Origin of the sequence: Nocardia aurea (assembly GCF_003123685.1) — a bacterium.
Taxonomy (GTDB): domain Bacteria; phylum Actinomycetota; class Actinomycetes; order Mycobacteriales; family Mycobacteriaceae; genus Nocardia; species Nocardia aurea.
Map to the genome: position 1 here is coordinate 227,985 of NZ_QCYJ01000130.1, position 20,159 is coordinate 248,143.

At 67.4% G+C, this 20,159-nt stretch carries 16 protein-coding genes; 5 read left to right on the top strand and 11 right to left on the bottom strand.

The features are described 5' to 3' along the window. Positions 1-314: 314 nt before the first annotated feature. The 3 genes from DAT37_RS32860 to mftF all read right to left on the bottom strand — a co-directional run bounded on the left by DAT37_RS32860 (position 315) and on the right by mftF (position 4,781). Entirely contained in the window at positions 315-1,697 is a 1,383-nt protein-coding gene (locus DAT37_RS32860; protein WP_109528787.1) for a sigma-54-dependent transcriptional regulator family protein, read from the bottom strand. Positions 1,698-1,822: 125 nt separating this feature from the next. Beyond that, entirely contained in the window at positions 1,823-3,304 is a 1,482-nt protein-coding gene (gene mftG, locus DAT37_RS32865) for a mycofactocin dehydrogenase MftG (RefSeq protein ID WP_109528788.1), read from the bottom strand. Between the two features lie 73 nt (positions 3,305-3,377). Then, a complete protein-coding gene (gene mftF, locus DAT37_RS32870; RefSeq protein WP_109529107.1) occupies positions 3,378-4,781 on the bottom strand; it encodes a mycofactocin biosynthesis glycosyltransferase MftF in 1,404 nt (467 codons plus the stop codon). A gap of 810 nt (positions 4,782-5,591) precedes the next feature. Here mftF and mftR2 point away from each other — a divergent pair. Together mftR2 and DAT37_RS32885 are read left to right on the top strand one after the other, a co-directional pair. After that, positions 5,592-6,215 (top strand): mycofactocin system transcriptional regulator MftR2, encoded by a 624-nt coding sequence (mftR2, locus tag DAT37_RS32880; protein ID WP_109529108.1) that lies wholly within the window; start codon positions 5,592-5,594, stop codon positions 6,213-6,215. A 99-nt stretch (positions 6,216-6,314) separates the two neighbouring features. Continuing rightward, the gene (locus tag DAT37_RS32885) at positions 6,315-7,370 is read left to right on the top strand and encodes a ferredoxin--NADP reductase (RefSeq protein WP_109528790.1); all 1,056 of its coding nucleotides are present in this window, start codon (positions 6,315-6,317) and stop codon (positions 7,368-7,370) included. 4 nt (positions 7,371-7,374) lie between these two features. Here DAT37_RS32885 and DAT37_RS32890 read toward each other — a convergent pair whose 3' ends face one another. The 3 genes from DAT37_RS32890 to DAT37_RS32900 form a co-directional block, all read right to left on the bottom strand. Continuing rightward, the gene (locus DAT37_RS32890; protein ID WP_109528791.1) at positions 7,375-8,130 is read right to left on the bottom strand and encodes a DNA alkylation repair protein; all 756 of its coding nucleotides are present in this window, start codon (positions 8,128-8,130) and stop codon (positions 7,375-7,377) included. Between the two features lie 21 nt (positions 8,131-8,151). Then, positions 8,152-8,913, bottom strand: coding sequence for a glutamate racemase (locus DAT37_RS32895; RefSeq protein ID WP_109529109.1), 762 nt, complete (start codon positions 8,911-8,913; stop codon positions 8,152-8,154). A 96-nt stretch (positions 8,914-9,009) separates the two neighbouring features. Then, positions 9,010-10,209, bottom strand: coding sequence for an NAD(P)/FAD-dependent oxidoreductase (locus DAT37_RS32900; RefSeq protein WP_109528792.1), 1,200 nt, complete (start codon positions 10,207-10,209; stop codon positions 9,010-9,012). Between the two features lie 189 nt (positions 10,210-10,398). Between DAT37_RS32900 and DAT37_RS32905 the strand changes: the two genes are divergently transcribed. The 3 genes from DAT37_RS32905 to DAT37_RS32915 all read left to right on the top strand — a co-directional run bounded on the left by DAT37_RS32905 (position 10,399) and on the right by DAT37_RS32915 (position 12,707). Next, positions 10,399-10,755, top strand: a complete 357-nt coding sequence (locus DAT37_RS32905) for an SPW repeat domain-containing protein (protein WP_109528793.1) — start codon at positions 10,399-10,401, stop codon at positions 10,753-10,755. A 35-nt stretch (positions 10,756-10,790) separates the two neighbouring features. Beyond that, on the top strand, positions 10,791-11,423 hold the full coding sequence (locus DAT37_RS32910; protein WP_232840151.1) for a TetR/AcrR family transcriptional regulator: 633 nt from the start codon (positions 10,791-10,793) through the stop codon (positions 11,421-11,423). A gap of 93 nt (positions 11,424-11,516) precedes the next feature. Then, complete coding sequence (locus tag DAT37_RS32915; RefSeq protein ID WP_109529110.1) at positions 11,517-12,707, top strand: lipase family protein; 1,191 nt, start codon at positions 11,517-11,519, stop codon at positions 12,705-12,707. Positions 12,708-12,711: 4 nt separating this feature from the next. Here the strand turns inward: DAT37_RS32915 and DAT37_RS32920 are convergent, their stop codons facing one another. The 5 genes from DAT37_RS32920 to fusA (DAT37_RS32945) form a co-directional block, all read right to left on the bottom strand. Beyond that, positions 12,712-13,521, bottom strand: a complete 810-nt coding sequence (locus DAT37_RS32920; RefSeq protein WP_109529111.1) for an alpha/beta fold hydrolase — start codon at positions 13,519-13,521, stop codon at positions 12,712-12,714. Between the two features lie 106 nt (positions 13,522-13,627). Then, positions 13,628-15,727, bottom strand: a complete 2,100-nt coding sequence (fusA, locus tag DAT37_RS32925; RefSeq protein WP_109528795.1) for an elongation factor G — start codon at positions 15,725-15,727, stop codon at positions 13,628-13,630. A 654-nt stretch (positions 15,728-16,381) separates the two neighbouring features. After that, positions 16,382-16,600, bottom strand: a complete 219-nt coding sequence (locus DAT37_RS32935; protein ID WP_198654554.1) for a hypothetical protein — start codon at positions 16,598-16,600, stop codon at positions 16,382-16,384. An 81-nt stretch (positions 16,601-16,681) separates the two neighbouring features. Next, positions 16,682-17,872: an elongation factor Tu gene (tuf, locus tag DAT37_RS32940; protein ID WP_109528796.1), complete on the bottom strand. Its 1,191-nt coding sequence runs from the start codon at positions 17,870-17,872 to the stop codon at positions 16,682-16,684. A gap of 143 nt (positions 17,873-18,015) precedes the next feature. Next, on the bottom strand, positions 18,016-20,118 hold the full coding sequence (gene fusA, locus DAT37_RS32945; protein ID WP_109528797.1) for an elongation factor G: 2,103 nt from the start codon (positions 20,116-20,118) through the stop codon (positions 18,016-18,018). Positions 20,119-20,159: the final 41 nt, after the last annotated feature.

The window sequence follows — 20,159 nt, forward strand, 5'->3', positions numbered from 1 at the left end:
CGAGTTCGTGACCTCCGCGGTCACGTCCGTGGCGAACTCCTGCCGCCGACGGGTTGTGCCAAGCCCGTGATCGTTCCTCCAACTCCGCTGCCGCGACGCCGGTCCTGCGCCTCGGCTGTGTTCCCTACATCACACGGAAGTGAGCCGTGCATTGCGAACACTAGGCCCAAAGTTAATAAAAAGGAACTAATTCCGGTAAAAACTTCTGGACGCTTGTTCAGATGAGCACGACGGCTCGAAACCCGAGACAGGGCCTTACCAAGAGGCCGCCCTACCGGCGGCGATGTGAGTTGTCACACTCTTCGAAGTGCAGACTATGAGCCGTAACGTTGCATCTGCGTTGCATCCGCGCCCATGCGCCGATCGAGAACCCGAATCTTGGCCTCTATCTGGGCATACAGCGGGGAGTCGCGGTCGACGGTGGCACGGTAGGCAGCCCAGGCCGTCGCGTCGTCACGCCCCTCGGGGGCCTCGGTCCAGCGGCGCAGCACCCCGGAGTCACCGGAACTGAGCACGGCGGTGCGCAACCGCACCCTGAGCTCGTCGCGAAGATCCACAATGCCCGGAGCGGTCGATCGGGGCAGTACCGGACCGGCGTAGAGCCGTAATGCGTAATCGACATCACCGGAATCCAGCGCGACGCGCAATTCGTCGACATCGGTTGCGACCGGAACCCGCAGACGGTAAGGGCGCGAACCGACGACGGTCGATCCGATGACCGCGCGTAAGCGCGACATGGCGGCGCGGATCGTGCCGTTGTCCAGATCGGTGTCGTCGAGCAGCAGCGCCAGATGGTCGGCGCCGAGCCCCTCGGGATGTTCGGCCAGCAGCAACAGGATCTCGGCGTGGCGCTGCGACAACGGAACCCGATCGCCCGCGATGGTCAGTTGCGGCTGGCCCAGACCCAAGACGTCGAGCCCGAGCCTGCCCGCGTCGCCCGCCTCGGAGCCACGCTCACCGTTGCGCCCCGCACCCGGTCGACCGGCGCGCATGGCCGAGAGCAGCAGATCCATCTCGGCGGCGGTGGCCGCGGCCTTGACCAGGGCGAGGATTTCCGGCTTCGCCACGCGGACGCCGCCCGCGATCATCAGTACGCAGACCAGCCTGCCGTCCGGATCGTGCACCGGCGCGGCGGCCCCGGTGATCTGGTGCATGCGATGCAGGAAATGTTCGGGTCCGTGGATCCACGCCGCCCGCCCGGTGCGCACGACGAGACCGACGGCATTCGTGCCGACCCGGCGTTCGCTCAGATCGTCGCCCGCGCGCAAGCCGGTCTCGGCGGCGGCACTCACCTGCTCGGTACCGCCGTGAATGGACAGCACCCGGCCGAACTGATCGGAGACGACGACGATCAAACCTGTTCTGGCCGTGTCCTGCACGAGCAATTTGTCGATCAGGGGCATCAGCGCGGCGACCGGATGCGCGTCGCGATAGCGCTGGAGGTCGGCGCCGCGCAGGCCGCGTTCGTTCAGCACGTCCATCGGGTCGACGCCGCCGCGGACACTGCGCAACCAGGATTCGAGAACCAGGGGACGCAACAGACCGGCCAGCTGCGACAGTTCTTCACCACCCGCGCCGAGATATCCGTGTGCTTGTGCGGCATAGGCTTCGAGTGCGCCGAGTTGTGTGCCCGGTTCGACCGATTCTCTGCTGCCGCTTCGCCGTGGGTGCCGCCCACCTGCTGAATTGCTGACCATTTGCCTTTCTTTCCGCCCCAGACTGTACCGGCGAGTATTCCCAGGCAGGGGCGGTTGGAGTTCTTTGTCCGCCAGGTCACATCGCGCGGATATCGTCGGCAAATGTGACCTATTCATCTTTCACATCAGGATGTGAGGTAGCCCGCAGCGCGTTCGGCGATCATCATGACGGTGGCCTGCGGTCCCCGGCTCAGCGGCACCGGCGCCACGGACAGATCGACGACGGACAACCCGGACACTCCGCGCACCCGGAACCTCGGATCGACCACGGCGCGCTCGTCGGCGTCGACACCCATTCTGCACGTACCGGACAGATGTTGCGAGGTACCGAGATTCGCGCGCAACCACGCCGAATCCGCACCGCCGCGCGGAATCGAGGAGATCCGCGCTCCCGGTATACGGGCCAGCACGTCACCGGCGAGATCGACCGCGGCGGACAGGGCGGCCCTGTCGTATTCCTCGGACAGGTACCGATGCTCCAGCATCGGCGGATGCTGCGGATCCGCGCCGCGTAGCCGCAGCACACCGGAGGAATGCGGGCGCATCAGCGCGACCCCGAGCCGATGGATTCCCGGCTCCGGGGTGAACGGGATCGAGTACGGGCGGATCTCGATGTCGTCGAGCGTCAGCACGTACTCCAGCGGGACACCGGGGCGGGCCGGACCGATATCGAGTCCGTACTCGACACCGATCTCGGGGTGGTCGCTGAACCAGGCACCTGTCGGCGCTTCGGAGATCACCGGAATGCCCAGCTCGCGCAGCTGCGCGGGCGTACCGATCCCGGAACGCAGCAGCAATGCCGCCGATTCCACCGCGCCCGCGCACACCACGACACGATCGGCCTCGATCGTGCCGCTGAGCTCACCGGCCCGATAATCGACACCGACGGCTCTCGTACCGTGGAATCGGATGCGGGTCACCAGGATTCCACCGGAGACGCTCAAATTGGGCCGCGCCAGCGCGGGCAGCAGGTAGGCCGTCGCGGTCCCGATCCGCGATCCCGCCTCGACATTGCACGGGACCGGACCGAATCCCGCCGGCGCGCCGGGCACGGCGTTCAGATCGGCTATCTCCGCGAAACCCGCCTCGGCGGCGGCCGAGGTGAATTCGACGGCGACGGGCGCCGGATCGGTGACGCGACGAACCGGAATCGGGCCCGTCGCGCCGTGACCGGGAGCCGAACCGAAATCGTGATCGCGCTCGATATCGCGATAGGCGGGGAGCACGGAATCGAACGACCAATCCCCGTGCGACGGATCACCGCGTAGTTCCTCGGACCAGGACGCGAAGTCGCCCGCCGGGGCCCGGACGAAATAGCCGCCGTTGATCGCGCCGGAACCTCCGAGCAAACGACCGCGCACGAGTTCGGTGACGGTGTCGGGCACGACGCCGCCCGCCGCCAGCAACGCCCGATAACGCCAGACCCACGGCGATTCCGGGCCGATGGGCATCAGGTCGGCGCGCAGCACCTCCCGCGGGATCGAATCCGCACTACCCCACACCTGCCCCGCCTCGACCAGGCGCACGACGTGATCGGGATCCGCGCTCAGCCGCGCCGCGAGCAGGCAGCCCGCGGTGCCCGCACCGACGATCAGCGTATCGACCACGACACCATCATCCGGCCCGCCGCCTTTCGCCCTCGCGGTGGGCCCGCGCCCCACCCGTGGCGGCGGCGCGGTCTCAGCGTCGCGGTGCGGTCGGTTTGAGGGCCTCCAGGCTGCGCGCGCGGAACGCGCCGAGCCACAGACCGGTGCCGTAGGCGATATCGTCGACGCGCTTGTAGGCCAGGTACCGGAACGGATCGAGTCCGCCCGCGTCACGGTGGGTGAACCAGTCGGCCAATCCGTCGGCGACCGCCATGGTGACCGCGATGCGTCGGATCCGGCGCGAGGCCAGCATCGCCACCAGGGTCACCGGCCAGTAGTGCCTGCACATCGCCGAAGCCAGCCGCCACAGCCCGGCGAAGAACCCGCGCGAGAGATAGATCGCGGCGATTCTGGTCGGATTGTCCAATTCGGTGAAAACCCGCCGCAGCCGCACCAGGGCGGTCGCGAGGGTGATCAGTCCGCCGATCAGCCCCCATTTCGACAGCGTGGCGAACAGGAACGCCGCCAGGACCGTCCAGGAGGGCACCGACAGCGGCGAGACCATACTCGGATCGTGCCGCTCGCCCAGCGGCGCGGCGCCGGTGCCGTAGAACAGCTTTCGACCGAACCAGGCGCGGAAGGAGATGCGGTGGTCGTGGGCGACGTGGGCCGCGGGTTCGTAGCGCAGCCGCCAGCCCGCCTGCTCCAGCCGCCAGCACAGGTCGACATCCTCGGCCACCTGCATGGATTCGTCGAAACCGCCCTCGGCCAGCAGCGCGCGCCGTCGCACGAGCAGCGCCGCGCTCGGCACGTAGGAGATCACGCCGCGCGAGTGCACCGCCGACTCGCGCCTGCCCAGATCCAGCGAGGAGCGGGTGTGCTCGTACCTGGCCAGCGCGTTCGACTCCGGATCGAGGGCGACGATACGCGGCGCGACCAGCGCGACCTCGGGATCGCTGAAATGCCCGAGCATCACCTCGAGCCAGCCGCTGCGCGGCACCACGTCGGAATCGAGGAAGGCGACGAATTCGGTTGTCGCGGCCCGCAGGCCCGCGTTGCGCGCCGCGGCCGGTCCCTGCTTGTCGTCGTGACGCAGCACCGTGACCTTGCAGCGAGTGCCCCGGTTGTTCGGCACCTGCACCGGCTGATCGGACCCGTCGTCGACGACGATCACATTGTGCCCGCGCAGCACGGCCAACAACCTGGTCAGACCATCGGCGTTGTTGTGCAGCGGCACGATCACCGTGACGTCGTCCGGGGACGGCAGCAGACGGGGCCGCGGATTGCCGACCCCGGAGTCGAGCAGCCGTCTGGCAACAACCGCGGACTTCGGGCCGGTGACCTCGAGGTAGCCGTCACCGATCATCTCGGCGGCCTCAGGGGCAAGACGCAGCAACCGGGCAGGCGAGCCGCCGATGAGGATGCGTCCCCCGGAGTATGCGCGTACCCGAGGATCGATCCGCACCCCGAATCCGTCGGGCAGGCGATCATGGCGCATTCCTGGCATGCTAGGCGGACTTTCGCGCGCAGGCATCATCGGTACGGAAAAAAGGACGGAATTCCGCGTGATTCTGTCCGTCGAACTCTCCCGCGCTCGCACAAATGCGTTTGCGGAATGATTGCCAGAACTCGGTTTCCCGCCCACCGCAACGCGACGGCAATCGACGGACAGCGCCCGAACAACGGTGCCGCCGCGCCGTGCCAGCGCATCCCCGGCAATCGAGGTCGGCGACCACCGAACCCGCGACACGCGCGCCGACACGGCGAGTCGTGCCAAGAACCGAATTCCGCACTGCCCCTCCTCGGTACCGAAACCACCGAAACCCACCGAACTCACCGCGGAACCGCATCGAGACGCGCCCCGCCGATTCCGGAAACGAGGGCACAGCCGATCCGCGACGATCCGCACGACTGGCACAGCACCGTCCGACCGCGGGACCACCCCCGCGTCGGGCCGGACGGCCTGCGCCGCCGCGGGCGCAGAAAACCCGCGAGCGCCCCGTCGTTCTCGGACGCGCCGACGATCATCTCACCCCCGCCGGATCCCGCGAACGCTCGGATCCACGGCGTGGCGCGAAGATCCGGCCCGCGCCGCCGCGAACGGGAACGCGTGACAGCCTTCTCGACGGCGCGCGCGGGACCGGGGCGGGGGCCGGGGCGGGCGCGGTGCGGCCGGTCGGCGGCGGCGGGACCGGGACCCGGTCCGCGCACTCTAGAATTCCGGGGGTAAGCAGCTGGACGGATTCGTGCCGGGCGTCGAGGAATCGCGGCGCCCCGCGGTGGTAGAGGTGGCATGGGAGTCGGACGAATGCAGACGAGCGGGGGCGGCAGCACACTGTCGGAGTCCGAGATCGTCGAGGCCGCGTTGCGCGTGGTGCGCGAGGACGGCGTGGAGAAGCTATCCATGCGGCGACTCTCCCGCGAACTCGGTGTCTCCCCGATGGCCCCGTACTACTACGTCGCCGACAAGCGGGAACTGCTCGATCTGGTCGCCACCGCCGCGCTGACCGGAGTGCGCACCTCACCGCCGGATTCCGCGCCGTGGCAACGGCGGCTGCGCGATCTCATCGACCAGATCGACGAGAAGTTGCGCAAACACCCCGGCCTCGGTGACGTGCTGATCGAGCAGATGCTCGGCAAACAGCTCGACCTGATCACCGCGATCATGGAGATCCTGTTCGACGCGGGTTTCACCGACCGCGACGTGCTCGCCGCGTATGCCACGATCCACACGTATCTGTTCGGGCGCAGCCGGGTCAATCCGCGCGACAGCGCCGCGCTGTCGGATGTGGCCCTGCCCGAGGTGGTGGCGCGGGCCGCGGAGTACCTGCCGGACCTGCGCGGCAAGTACTCCTACAACTTCGGGATGGAGGTACTCGTCGCCGGGCTAGAGGCCCAGCTTGTCCATCGGCCGGACGCCGACGTACGATGAAACTGAAACACGTTCTAGTTTTGCCGCCACGTTCGAAAGGACGAGAGTGAACGAGCGCAGCCAGCGGGCCGCCGAAGCGAGCCGCCACGAGGTCCGGTCATGACCACCGTCGAGGTACCGCACGGATCGCGTTCGGTCGTGCTGCGGGTCGCCGCCGTCATCACCGAGACCGCCGACGCCTGCTCGATCGTCTTCGACGTGCCGGAGGAATCGCGGGACAAGTTCGAGTACAAACCCGGACAGTTCCTGACCCTGCGGATCCCCAGCGATCTCACCGGCTCGGTGGCGCGCTGCTATTCGCTGGCCAGTTCACCGCACACCGACGACAAGCCCAAGGTCACCGTCAAACGCACGGCGGGCGGCTACGGCTCGAACTGGGTGTGCGACAACGTCAAAGCCGGTGACAGCATCGAGGTGCTGCCGCCGTCGGGCGTGTTCACCCCCAAGGATCTCGACCAGGATCTGCTGCTCTTCGGCGCGGGCAGCGGCATCACCCCGGTGATGTCGATCCTCAAATCGGCGCTCGCGCGCGGCGGCGGGCGGATCGTGCTCGTCTACGCCAACCGCGATCCCGACGGGGTGATCTTCGCGAGCGAACTCGGCGAACTCGCCGCCAAACATCCGCAGCGGCTCGTCGTCATCCACTGGCTGGAGAATCTGCAAGGACTGCCGACCGCGGACGGCCTGGCGACCCTCGTCGCTCCCTACAGCGCCTACCACGCCTTCATGTGCGGGCCGAAACCCTTCATGGACCGGGTACACGACGCGCTGGGCAGGCTCGACGTGCCGAGATCACGCACCCACGCCGAGGTGTTCAACTCACTGGCGGGCGACCCGTTCGCCGATCAGGCTCCGGTGCGGGTCAGCGACGCGGAAGCCGCCGACGCCGCCACCGTCGAGGTGGAACTCGACGGGCAGGTGCACGAATTGAGCTGGCCGCGCACCCAGACGCTGGTCGACATCATGCTGTCCAAGGGACTGGACGTGCCGTACTCGTGCCAGGAGGGCGAATGCGGCTCCTGCGCGTGCACGGTGCTGGAGGGCAAGGTCGAGATGGCCAATTCCGAGATCCTCGATCCCGAGGACATCGAGAACGGCTACATCCTCGGCTGCCAGGCGCGACCGGTCACCGACCACCTGAAGATCCAGTTCTGAGCCGCTACAGCGCGCGGTAGGCCGCCCGGTCGGCCGGATCCAGATGTTCGGTGGCATAGCCGAGCGCGGTCCGGCCCATCGCGGCGGCGTGGGCGTCGAGGAAGCCGGTCAGCAGGGTTCGGTCGATCCGCTTGCCCACTTCGCGCAGCATCCAGCCCAGTGCCTTCTGGATCAGATCGCGCCGATCGGTCAGCAGTCGCTCGGCGAGCGCGAACGTCGTCGACGCGTCGCCCGCCTTGATGAAGGCGAAGGTGGTGAGCAGCGCGACCCGCCGCTCCCAGAGGGATTCCGAGTCCGCCAGTTCGAACAGCAGATCCCGTGGCCGGTCCAGCAGCCACGGGCCGAGGATGTTCTCGGCGGAGACGTCGACGAGGTCCCAGTTGTTCACCCGCCCCCGGTACACGGCGTCGAGATAGCGCCGGACCATCTCGGCCTGCGCGTCGATATCGAGAGTGCGTGGCTTGGCCGCCTTCGCGAAACGCGCGTTGAGGATGACCAGGGCCGCCAACCGGTGCTCGTGCACCGCGCTGTCGAGCAGCGCGTCGATCTCGGCGAGCGGCAACGCCGCGAACCGTTTCGCGACGGCGCGGATGGCGGGCACCCGGACACCGATGAACACATCGCCCTCGCCGTATTCGCCCGGACCGGTCTTGAAGAAGCGTCCGAGACCGGCCGCGTCGTCGGGGTCGGCCACGTCCGCCAGCGCGAGCGTGACGTCGGTGGCGGTCGGCTCGAGATCGGTCGGGCCGGGATCGGTCATCGCGAATTCCTCCTCGTCCGATCAGAGTTCGGCGCCCAGCACCCGTCCGGATTCGAAAGCCGCCGCACCCCCGGGTAATTCGCCGGGGCGGCCGCTATTGAGCACGTGGACCGCACCGCTGCCCGTCCTCGGCCGACCGAGCGCGTCCATCCGCCGGATGGTCTGGGCGGCAACGGCTTGCGCGCTGTCGAACAGGCGCACGCCCGCGGGCAGCGCCGCGAGGATGTCGTCGATGACGAGCGGGTAGTGGGTACAGCCGAGCACGACGCCCTCGACGTCGTCGGGTGTCTCGGCGGCAGCGGCGGCGATGGATTTCCTGGCCGCCAACAGATCTCCGCCGTCGATCGCGTCGGCGAGTCCGTGACAGGCGACGCCGATCACCTTCGCCTCGCCCCCGAATTTCGCGATCAGATCGGCTTGGTACCGGCTCGCGGTGGTGGCGGCGGTCGCCCAGACCGCCACCGACGCGCAGACCGCCGCCGCCGGTTTGATCGCGGGCACGGTACCGATGACCGGCACGCCGGGACCGACCTCGGCGCGCACCTGTTCGAGCGCGGTGACACTGGCGGTATTGCAGGGCAGCACGATCACTTCCGCGCCGCGACGCAGGGAGGTGCGCGCGGCGTCGACCACGCGGTCGATCACCCACGGCTCCGGCTTCGGTCCCCACGGCGCGCCATCGGGATCCAGTTGCAGGAGCAGATCGACATCCGGGCGCAGTTTGCGCAACCATGCCGCCGTTGGCAGTAATCCCAATCCGGAATCGATGAGCGCGACGATCACACCGACCACCGTATTACAGGCCGCCACGCGCCCGGACACGGCCGGAGTCGCCACCGTGGTGACGCACCGGCCGGGTCCGACGGCGGCATCGGCTCGTCAGGTCGTCGGAGTCAACAGATCGGCGACCGGCGCGCCCGCGGCGATCTTGGCACGAGCCTTCATGACCTGGGCCGTCACACCCGCACCGACCACGCCGGTGAGGTTGCCGCCCTGGGAGTAGTACGCGAGGAACTTACGGCCGTCGTCGGTGACGATGTCGACATCGTCGCCCGCGCCGGGCGTACCGAGCGCCTGGATCTTGAGGTCGTACTGATCGCTCCAGAAGTACGGCACCCGCGCGATCGAGGGCACATCGACCCCGAGCATCGCGCAGGCGAGCAGCTTGGCCTGCTCACCGGCATTGGTCCAGTGCTCGACCCGCTTGCGCTGTCCGGTCTCGTGCCGCCACGCCGCGACGTCGCCCAGCGCCCAGACATCCTCGGCGGAGGTCCGGCCCACCTCGTCGGCGAGCACACCGCCGCCCGCGGTGGGTTCGGCCAGTTCGATACCGGAATCGGTGAGCCATTCGGTGGCCGGTCGCGAACCGACGCCGATGACGACCAGATCCGCGGCGACCTCGGTGCCGTCGGCCAGCCGAGCGCCACGCACCCGACCCTCGTCGTCGCCGAGCAGGGTGTCCAGGCCGGTACCGCAACGCAGGTCGACGCCCTTGGCGGTGTGCAACCGGGCGACCAGCGCGCCGATCTTCTCGCCGAGCACCGACGCCAGCGGGGTCGGCTGCGGTTCGATCAGCACGACCTCGACGCCGCTGTCACGGAAGCTCGACGCCAGTTCGCAGCCGATGAATCCCGCGCCGACCACGAGGGCGGTCCTGGCGCTCTTCAGTTCGTCGCGCAGCGCGGCGGCGTCGGAATGGTCGCGCAGCACGTGCACGCCCTTCAGCTCCGGTAGGCCGGGGATCCGGCGCGGGCGTAGACCCGTCGCGATGATGAGCTTGTCGTATTCGACGGTGCTGCCGTCGGCCAGCGTCACCGTGCGAGCCGCGGTGTCGACACCGGTGGCTCCCGCGCCCAGGCGCACCTCGATGGCCTTCTCGTCGAAGAATTCGGCGGGCCGCAGGGTGGTGTCGTCGGTTTCGCCGCGCACGAACTGCTTCGACAGCGGCGGCCGGTCGTAGGGCAGCCGCGATTCCTCCCCGACGAGGACGAGTTCGCCCTCGTAACCCGCACGACGAAGTTCCTCGGCGGTGCGCAGGCCGGCGAGGCCGGCCCCGATGATCACGATCGGCGCTGTCATTGCGGCCATCCCTTCACCCAACTGTTACTCAGCACCATAACTCTCGCTCCGTCCGAGGTGGGGCGCTACCTCCCCGCCACGGTGCCCGCGATGTCGCGGCCCAATCTTGTCCACTCCGATATTGACCGCTCGGTCAATCAGGACTATACCGAGGTCACGACAACTTTTCGAGCCCCGAGGAGGCACACCATGTTCACCGAGAACCGCGCCCAGGACGGCCTCGCTATCGTGCTCGGCGCCGTCGCGGCACTGTCACCGCTGTGGGTCGACACCAACGACCGCGCCGTGTGGTCGCTGGTGGTGCTCGGCGTCCTGATCGCACTCACCGGCGCCGCGCAGATCCTCCGGCCCGCCATGGGCGCACTGGACTACGCCATGGGCCTGTTCGGCGCGCTGCTGTTCCTCGCGCCGTGGGTGATGGACTTCACCGCCTATCGGGGCGCATCCTGGACCGCGTGGGTCGTGGGAGTGGTGACCGTCGTGGTGGCCGTGGCGGCGCTGCCCGCGATGTCGGCGCGTATGCACCGCACCGTGGCGCACCACTGATGCGGCCGGACAGCGGAAGGTAGGGCGCGCCACCGATGCAGATGCCGAATCCCCAGCGGGCAGGCGGGCGTCGCCGGAGCGCCAAAGTCGACGGCGACGCCCGCCGCCTCATCCTCGACGCCGCCGAGCAACTCTTCGCCGCCCAGGGTTTCGACGCGACGGCGACCGCGGCCATCGCCTCCGCCGCCGGTGTGCCCAAGGGGCTGGTCTTCTACTACTTCCCCACCAAGGATTCGATCCTGTCCACCCTGATGACCGAACGGGTGCCCGCCCACCCCATCGGCGATATCGACACCGTAGTCGCACCGGGCGATCCGGCGCGGAGTCTGGTCAATCTCGACAACGCGCTGAATCTGCGCGATCACGATTCCTCGGTGCTGCGGGTCATCATGTGGCGCGAGGCCGACACACACCCGGACGTGCGGCGTCAGCTGCGCCACCTGCGTGACCAACTGCTCGACGTCACCGCTCGGGTGCTGCGGGCCAGCACGCCGGTCGCGGTGCGGCCCGGCACCGTCAGTGCCGCGGCCGCCGCGTGGGTCTCGGCGATGTTCGCCATGGCGGGCACGGATCGATTGCACGCGCTCGACGGAATGGCGTCGCCGTCGGCCGACGATATCGTCGAAGTCGCCAGGGTGGTCGCGGCGGGGATGACACAACTCGGTTGAACCACGCGCGTGTCCACGATTTCGTCCGCCCGCGCGTGATATTCATCCCGCGTGCAGATTCCGACCAAAGATCGAAATCATGTATTTCGCGCCATCGGCGCCGCGCTGCTCTCGGGCGCTACCGTGATATCCCTCTTCGGCCCCGGCAGTGCCGGGGCCGTTCCGCTCTATCCGACACCCGATCCCGACCCCATCTACGCGGCCCCCGCCGATATCGCCGAGAAATCGCCGGGTGAAGTACTCGAAACCCGCCCGATGCCGCCGCTGGCGATGTTTCCCGGCACCGCGGTGACCCTGGTGAAATTCCGCTCGACGAATTCACAGGGGCTGCCCATCGCGGCGACCTCCACACTGCTCACCCCGCAGTGGCGCGTCCCCGACGGACCGCTGCTGTCCTACCAGCACATCATCAACGCGCTCGGCCCACGATGCGCGGTGTCGCGAGTCCTCTACAGTCCGGATCCGAATTTGCAGGTCCGCGAGGCCGTCGCGCTGAACGCGGTACTCGCGCGGGGGTGGAGCGTCGCCCTGCCCGACCACCTCGGCCCCACCTTCGCCTACGGCGCCGCCCGGCTCGGCGGGCAGATCACACTGGACGGAATCCGCGCAGCGCGCGCGGTGCCCGGGCTGAACCTGCACCGCAGCCCCATCGCCATGGCGGGCTATTCCGGCGGCGGCATGGCGACCGCGTGGGCGGCGGCGCTCGCGCCTACCTACGCGCCCGAACTCGATATCGTCGGTGCGGCGGCGGGCGGGGTTCCGACCAACCTGGTGCGCATGATCGAAGCGGTGAACACCGCTCCACACCCGGCCTTCGGTTTGATCATGGCCGCCGCCATCGGGCTCGAACGCGAATATCCGGACCGTTTACCGATCGGTGAATCGCTCAATCCCCGGGGGCTGTGGGCCCGGGATGTCCTCGCGAACGGATGTACCAACGAAATTCTCGCCGTCGGCGCGGGAAAGAGCGTGATGGATTTCGCGAGCAATATGTCACTGATGACGAACCGAGACGCTCGGGCGGTGCTGGAGGAGAACAGTCTCGAATTCTTCGACGGGGTGCCGAGAATCCCCGTCTACGAATGGCATTCGGCGTCCGACCCATTGATTCCGGTGGATTCGATCGTCGCCACGAACCGGCGGTACTGCGACGCGGGCGTACGGCTGCAAGCGGATACGACGATATCTCCCGAACACATGTCGGCGGCCGTGCTCGGCGTGCCCTTCGTCCTCGGCTGGCTCGACGCCCGCTTCCGTGGCGAACCGGCGCCGTCGAACTGCTGAAAGCTCAATTCGCGTCGAGGAATTCGGCGATGTCGCGGGCGAACCGGCGGTGCGTGATCGCGCCGATATGCCCGACACCCGGGTAGATGATCAGATGCGATCGCGGAATTCCGTCGGCGGTCCGGCGGAAATTCGCGGTCGGGTAGTACTCGTCGCGCTCACCGCCGATCACCAGGGTCGGCGCCGCGATCTCGCCGAGTCGCCCCGACAGGTCGAAGGCGTCCTCGGCGCGCACGAACGCCAGGGTGTCGGCCGGATCGACCGGCCGCAGGAAGGGATCGGCCAGCCACATGGCCGCTGTGAGCAGCCGGTCCCGCACCCGCGACGAATGCGGGGCCATATGGTGCAGCGCGCGATGCCCGGCCGCGGCGGCCTCGGCGTATCCGAGCTGATCGGCGCGCGCCTGCTCCTCCAACCGGTACCCGGCCGCCGCTATCACCAGGCGACGCACCGAATCCGGATGATCGGCGGCCAGTTGCAGACCCACCGAACCGCCCGAGGAGATGCCGAGCACATCCACCGGGCCGTCGCCGAATTCCGATCGCAGCGCCCGCGCGTGCTGATCCGCGATATCGGCCATCGTCGTTCCCACCGCCATCCCGGGCGCGCGACTCACCGCGTAGACCCGGAACCGCCGCGCCAGCCCGGCCAGCGTCCTGATCTCGGAATTGCGTGTCCATCCGGTCGGATTCGCGTGGTCGGGACTGAACCAGCGCAGGAAGACCAGCGGCCTGCCCGCACCGAACGCGAAATAGGGCAGATCGTCGGCGAGCGCGCCGGTGGCGACCGCGAATTCGACATCGAGCTTGCTCATGCACTCCATGGTCACCGAGACCGCGCGATCGCGTCGGACGAGATCGTCGTTGCCCGCCTGTCGCACTCGAACGGCGCCGCCCCGTGGGACGACGCCGTTCGACCGGTCAGCCCGGATTCTTCGCGATCAACCGCGCGGCCACCTCGTCGGGCACCCGCGCGTACGAATCGAAGACCATGGCGTAGTTCGCCCGGCCCTGGGTCCGCGACCGCAGGTCGCCGATGTAGCCGAACATCTCCCGCAGCGCGACCAGTGCCGTCACGACACGGGCCCCGCCGCGCTCCGCCATCGCCGTGATCCGGCCGCGCCGCGCGTGCAGATCACCGATGACCTCGCCGAGGTACTCCGGCGGAGTGACCACCTCCACCGCCATCACCGGCTCCAGCAACGCCGGACGGGCCGACGCGAGCGCGTCACGCACCGCCTGCGCGCCCGCGATGCGGAACGCGAGCTCCGAGGAATCCTGTGCGTGTGCCGCGCCGTCGAGCAACACCACCCGCACATTCACCACCGGGGCGCCGATGAGCACACCGCAGCGCAGCGCGTCCTGCGCGCCCGCGTCGATCGCGGGGATGTACTCCTTGGGCACCCGGCCGCCGGTCACCCGGCTCTCGAATTCGTAGACCGCGCCGTCCGCGCCGACGAACGGCGCCACCGCGATCACCACCTTCGCGAACTGGCCGTGCCCGCCCACCTGCTTGCGATGGAGGTGCTCGTGCCGGTCCACGGCCGTCGTGACCGTCTCGCGGTAGGCCACCCGCGGCGCACCGGTATCGGCCTCGACCCGGAATTCCCGCCGGATCCGGTCGAGAACGATCTCCAGATGCAGTTCGCCCATGCCACCGAGGACGGTCTGACCGGTCTCGGCGTCGACCGTGACCGACAGCGTCGGATCCTCCTCGGCGAACCATTGGATCGCGGTCGCGAGCCGCTCCTGATCGGAGGCGGTCCTCGGCGCGACGGACACCTCGAGCACCGGCTCCGGGAAGGTCATCGGCTCCAGCACGATCGGATCGTCCGGATCACACAGGGTGTCACCGGTCGTGGTGTGCCGCAGACCGACGACGGCGCAGATCTGCCCCGCCCGCGCCCGCTCGATCGGGATCTCCCGATCCGAATGCATCTCGAAGAGTCTGCCCATCCGCTCCTTTCGTCCCTTCGTCGAATTGACCACGGTGGCACCGCTTTCGACACTGCCCGCGTACACCCGCAGGTAGGTGAGCCTGCCGAAATGCGGATGCGCCGCGACCTTGAAAACCAGTGCCGTGAACGGTTCGTCGACTCTCGCGTCCCGGTGCACGACCGCGAGTTCGTCACCGTGGCGGTATCCGTCCGCGCCGCCCGCGTCCAACGGCGAGGGCAGATAGTCGACGACCGCGTCGAGCATCGGCTGCACGCCCTTGTTCTTGAACGCCGACCCGCACAGCACCGGATACGCCGCCGAACGCACCGTCAGCCCTCGGATCGCGGCCTTCAGCTCCGCGACGGACGGTTGCGTGCCCGCCACGAAATGCTCGAGCGTCACGTCATCCGCCTCCGCGACCGCTTCCAACAGCAGCGCGCGGTAACGCGCCGCCTGCTCCCGCAGTTCGACCGGTATCTCGACGACCTCGAACCGTCGGCCCAGCCCGGTATCGCCGCGCCACACCTTCGCGGTCATCTCGACCAGGTCGACGATGCCCTCGAAATCGTGCTCGGCGCCGATCGGCAGCTGGATCACCAGCGGGGTCGCCCCGAGCCGTTCCTCGATGGTCCGAACAGTGAACAGGAAGTCCGCGCCGACCTTGTCCATCTTGTTCACGAAACAGATCCGCGGCACGCCGTACCTGTCGGCCTGACGCCACACCTGCTCGGTCTGCGGCTCGACCCCCTCCTTGGCGTCGAAAACCGCGACCGCGCCGTCGAGTACCCGCAACGACCGTTCCACCTCGACGGTGAAATCGACGTGGCCCGGCGTATCGATGAGAGTGATCCGGCAGTCGTTCCAGAAACAGGTCGTCGCCGCCGCGGCGATGGTGATGCCGTGCTCGCGCTCCTGCGCCATCCGATCCATCACCGCGTTACCGTCGTGCACCTCACCGATCTTGTAGGTGACACCCGCGTAGAACAGGACGCGTTCGGTCGTCGTCGTCTTCCCGGCATCGATATGCGCCGTGATCCCGATATTGCGAACCCGGGTCGGATCGGTGGAAATAGCACGCGTCATGGGAATCCCCCACTCCATCAACTGGTTTCGTCCAGAGAACAGACGCTCGCCGAGTTGACGCGTTCCGGTGACGGCACGAGCGTGTCAGCGCGGCGCGAACAGCGCCACCACGACACTGCCTTCGACTACCGCGCGCGCGGACCTGCTGTAACCATGGCGCGTTTGTACCCCTCGGCGGTGTCCACTGTCGACCGAATATCGCGGGGAAGGCCGTCGGCGTCAGCGCCTTCCGCGTTTTGTCCACAGGTCACCACAGCTCCCTGTGGATGGATCTGCATAGGCAAACGCTCCCCCGGGCAGCGGCTACTCCGTGATCTTCGGATGCCCCGTTCCGGCATACGCTATCCAGGCGGTTCGACGTTCGTCGTCGATGAAGTACCAGATTCCGCCGCCGCCGGTGACCTCGTACTGCCATCGCTCCAAGGCCGCACCCTTCCACGTCGCCGACCCCCAGCGCCCCCTTCAGCCGATGTTGCCTTTCCGGGTTGGCCGACGATCTGGGGTCCGACCGAATCGCCTCGAACGCTCGCCGCAGATTGGCCGACGCATATTGCGCCAATTGGTCCCAGCCCGCGCAGGCTTCGGTTTTCGCGAAACGAATTTCGAATTCCTCGCCGATCGCGGGCGGAGCGGCCCGGTCACCACGTTTCGGACTCACCGGGAAGGCTCCTCGGGGTCCGGGAGCGGAACCGGACCGAGATCGCCTTCCGGCTCACGGGTGAGAATCTCCAGCAACGCCGGGTCCGCGTGGATCTCGGCCGTGTGCCGCCATTGCGTCAACAGGATGGCGAGGGGCGCGAGATTCTCCAGCGCTGCCGCCCCCTGGGCCACCGCGACCAACTCGGCGAGGAACTGGTCGAGAACTTTCGACACACCAGTGCCGAGCTGCGGAAACGCGGAACGGCGCCGCTCCCGTGGGAGCGACGCCGTTCGGAAGATCAGCGATTCAGAGAATCACTTGATGATCTTGGTGACGCGACCGGCACCGACGGTGCGGCCACCTTCGCGGATGGCGAAGCGCAGGCCCTCGTCCATGGCGACCGGCTGGATCAGCTTGACCAGCATCTCGGTGTTGTCGCCCGGCATGACCATCTCGGTGCCCTCGGGGAGGGTAACGACGCCGGTCACGTCCGTGGTACGGAAGTAGAACTGCGGACGGTAGTTGTTGAAGAACGGGGTGTGGCGGCCGCCCTCGTCCTTGGACAGGATGTACGCCTGGCCCTCGAACTCGGTGTGCGGGGTGGTGGTACCCGGCTTGACGACGACCTGGCCGCGCTCGACATCTTCGCGCTTGATGCCACGAACCAGCAGACCGACGTTGTCGCCCGCCTGGCCCTGGTCGAGCAGCTTGCGGAACATCTCGATACCGGTGACCGTGGTCTTGGTCTTCTCGAGCTTGATGCCGACGATCTCGACTTCTTCGTTCACGTTGATGATGCCGCGCTCGACACGACCGGTGACGACGGTGCCACGACCGGTGATGGTGAACACGTCCTCGACCGGCATCAGGAACGGCTTCTCGGTGTCACGAACCGGGTCCGGGATGGACTCGTCGACGGCAGCCATCAGTTCCAGCACCGACTCGGTCCACTTCGGGTCGCCCTCGAGCGCCTTCAGGCCGGACACGCGCACGACGGGGGCATCCTCGTCGAACTCCTGCGAAGCCAGCAGCTCGCGGACCTCCATCTCGACGAGCTCGAGGATTTCCTCGTCGTCGACCATGTCGGACTTGTTCAGTGCGACCAGGATGTAGGGCACGCCGACCTGACGGGCGAGCAGCACGTGCTCGCGAGTCTGCGGCATCGGGCCGTCGGTCGCCGCGACCACGAGGATGGCGCCGTCCATCTGCGCCGCACCGGTGATCATGTTCTTGATGTAGTCGGCGTGACCCGGGGCGTCGACGTGCGCGTAGTGGCGCTTCTCGGTCTGGTACTCGACGTGGGAGATGTTGATCGTGATACCACGAGCCTTCTCCTCCGGCGCCTTGTCGATCTGATCGAAGGCCGAGGCCTCGTTCAGATCCGGGTACTTGTCAGCCAGCACCTTGGTGATCGCTGCAGTCAGCGTGGTCTTGCCGTGGTCGACGTGACCGATGGTGCCGATGTTGACGTGCGGCTTCGTCCGCTCGAACTTCGCCTTCGCCACTTTGGTGTCCTCCTGGACTTGTTGGTGCGTGCAGTTGCAGCAGTGCGTGGATCATCCCCGCGGGCGCGGGGATCGGGTGGAACATGCGCCCGGTTGCCGGGGCCAAGTTTGCCACTAGCGCGCAACTCGGCCCCGAACAGGTACTACTCGCCGGTCGCCTTGGCGATGATCTCCTTCGACACGTTGGCCGGAACCTCCGCGTACGAGTTGAACACCATGGAGTAGTTCGCCCGGCCCTGGGTCTTCGACCGCAGGTCACCGATGTAGCCGAACATCTCCGAGAGCGGAACCAGCGCCTTGACGACACGGGCACCACTGCGTTCCTCCATGGCCTGGATCTGGCCACGGCGGGAGTTCAGGTCGCCGATCACTTCGCCCATGTAATCCTCGGGCGTGATGACCTCGACCGCCATGAGCGGTTCGAGGATCACCGGACCGGCCTTGCGGGCCGCTTCCTTGAGGGCCTGCGAGCCGGCGATCTTGAACGCCATCTCCGAGGAGTCGACGTCGTGGTAAGCACCGTCGAGCAGGATCACCTTGAGGTTGACCAGCGGGTATCCGGCGAGCACACCGTACTGCATGGCGTCCTGCGCACCGGCGTCCACCGAAGGGATGTACTCGCGCGGGACGCGACCACCGGAGACCTTGTTCTCGAATTCGTAGTGCGCACCGTCCTCGCCGACGAACGGCTCGAGGGCGATGATCACCTTCGCGAACTGACCCGAGCCACCCGTCTGCTTCTTGTGGGTGAATTCGAGCTTCTCGACCTTCTTGGTGATGGTCTCGCGGTAGGCCACCTGCGGCTTGCCGACGTTGGCCTCGACCTTGAACTCGCGACGCATGCGGTCCACCAGGATGTCCAGGTGGAGTTCGCCCATGCCGCCGATGATGGTCTGACCGGTCTGGTCGTCCAGCTTCACCGAGAAGGTCGGATCCTCTTCGGCGAGACGCTGGATCGCGGTGCCCAGCTTCTCCTGGTCGGACTTGGTCTTCGGCTCGATCGAAACCTCGATGACCGGGTCCGGGAAGGTCATGGACTCCAGCACGATCTGGTTCTGCGGATCGCACAGGGTGTCGCCGGTCGTGGTGTCCTTCAGACCGATGACCGCGTAGATGTGGCCCGCCTGGGCCTCGCCTACCGGGTTCTCCTTGTTGGAGTGCATCTGGAAGAGCTTGCCCAGACGCTCCTTCTTGCCCTTGGTCGAGTTGATGACCTGGGCGCCGGAGTCGACCTTGCCCGAGTACACCCGGACGTAGGTCAGCTTGCCGAAGAAGGGGTGCACGGCGATCTTGAACGCCAACGCCGAGAACGGCGCGGTGACGCTCGCCTCGCGGTGGATGATCTCCTCTTCCTTACCCGGGACGTGACCGTCGGTGCCACCGTCGTCCAGCGGCGTGGGCAGGTAGTCGATCACGGCGTCGAGCATGGGCTGAACGCCCTTGTTCTTGAACGCCGAGCCACACAGGATCGGGTAGAGTTCGGAGTTGACCGTCATCTTGCGGATGGCGCCCTTGATCTCCTCGATCGTGAGCTCTTCCTCGTTGGCGAACTTGTCGAGCAGCGCCTCGTCGGACTCGGCCACGGTCTCGAGCAGTTCCTGACGGTACTGCTCGGCCCGCTCCTTGAGATCGGCCGGGATTTCCTCGACCTCGTACTTCTCGCCGAGCTTGGTCTCGCCCTTCCAGACCTTCGCGTTCATCTCGACCAGGTCGACGATGCCCTCGAAGGTGTCCTCGGCGCCGATCGGCAGCTGGAGAACCAGCGGACGCGCGCCGAGGCGGTCCTTGATGGTCTGCACGGTGAAGTAGAAATCGGCACCGAGCTTGTCCATCTTGTTGACGAAGCAGATACGCGGCACGTTGTACTTGTCGGCCTGACGCCACACCTGCTCGGACTGGGGCTCGACGCCTTCTTTACCGTCGAAGACCGCGACGGCGCCATCGAGCACGCGCAGCGACCGCTCCACCTCGACGGTGAAGTCGACGTGCCCGGGGGTGTCGATGATGTTGATCTGGTTGTCGTTCCAGTAGCAGGTGGTGGCAGCGGAGGTGATGGTGATGCCACGCTCCTGCTCCTGCTCCATCCAGTCCATGGTGGCCGCGCCGTCATGGACCTCACCGATCTTGTAGGTGATGCCGGTGTAGAAGAGGATGCGTTCGGTAGTGGTGGTCTTACCGGCATCGATGTGGGCCATGATGCCGATGTTGCGGACCTTGTTCAGGTCGGTGAGCACGTCCTGTGCCACGGAAATCTTCCCCGCTCTGCTTGTCGTAGATCAGCTAGTTG

Bases quoted from the DNA above. Each gene is read 5' to 3' on its own strand.
- DAT37_RS32860 (WP_109528787.1), bottom strand. From the start codon at position 1,697: ATGGTCAGCAATTCAGCAGGTGGGCGGCACCCACGGCGAAGCGGCAGC.
- mftF (WP_109529107.1), bottom strand. From the start codon at position 4,781: ATGCGCCATGATCGCCTGCCCGACGGATTCGGGGTGCGGATCGATCCT.
- mftR2 (WP_109529108.1), top strand. From the start codon at position 5,592: ATGCAGACGAGCGGGGGCGGCAGCACACTGTCGGAGTCCGAGATCGTC.
- DAT37_RS32885 (WP_109528790.1), top strand. From the start codon at position 6,315: ATGACCACCGTCGAGGTACCGCACGGATCGCGTTCGGTCGTGCTGCGG.
- DAT37_RS32890 (WP_109528791.1), bottom strand. From the start codon at position 8,130: ATGACCGATCCCGGCCCGACCGATCTCGAGCCGACCGCCACCGACGTC.
- DAT37_RS32900 (WP_109528792.1), bottom strand. From the start codon at position 10,209: ATGACAGCGCCGATCGTGATCATCGGGGCCGGCCTCGCCGGCCTGCGC.
- DAT37_RS32905 (WP_109528793.1), top strand. From the start codon at position 10,399: ATGTTCACCGAGAACCGCGCCCAGGACGGCCTCGCTATCGTGCTCGGC.
- DAT37_RS32910 (WP_232840151.1), top strand. From the start codon at position 10,791: ATGCAGATGCCGAATCCCCAGCGGGCAGGCGGGCGTCGCCGGAGCGCC.
- DAT37_RS32920 (WP_109529111.1), bottom strand. From the start codon at position 13,521: ATGAGCAAGCTCGATGTCGAATTCGCGGTCGCCACCGGCGCGCTCGCC.
- fusA (WP_109528795.1), bottom strand. From the start codon at position 15,727: ATGACGCGTGCTATTTCCACCGATCCGACCCGGGTTCGCAATATCGGG.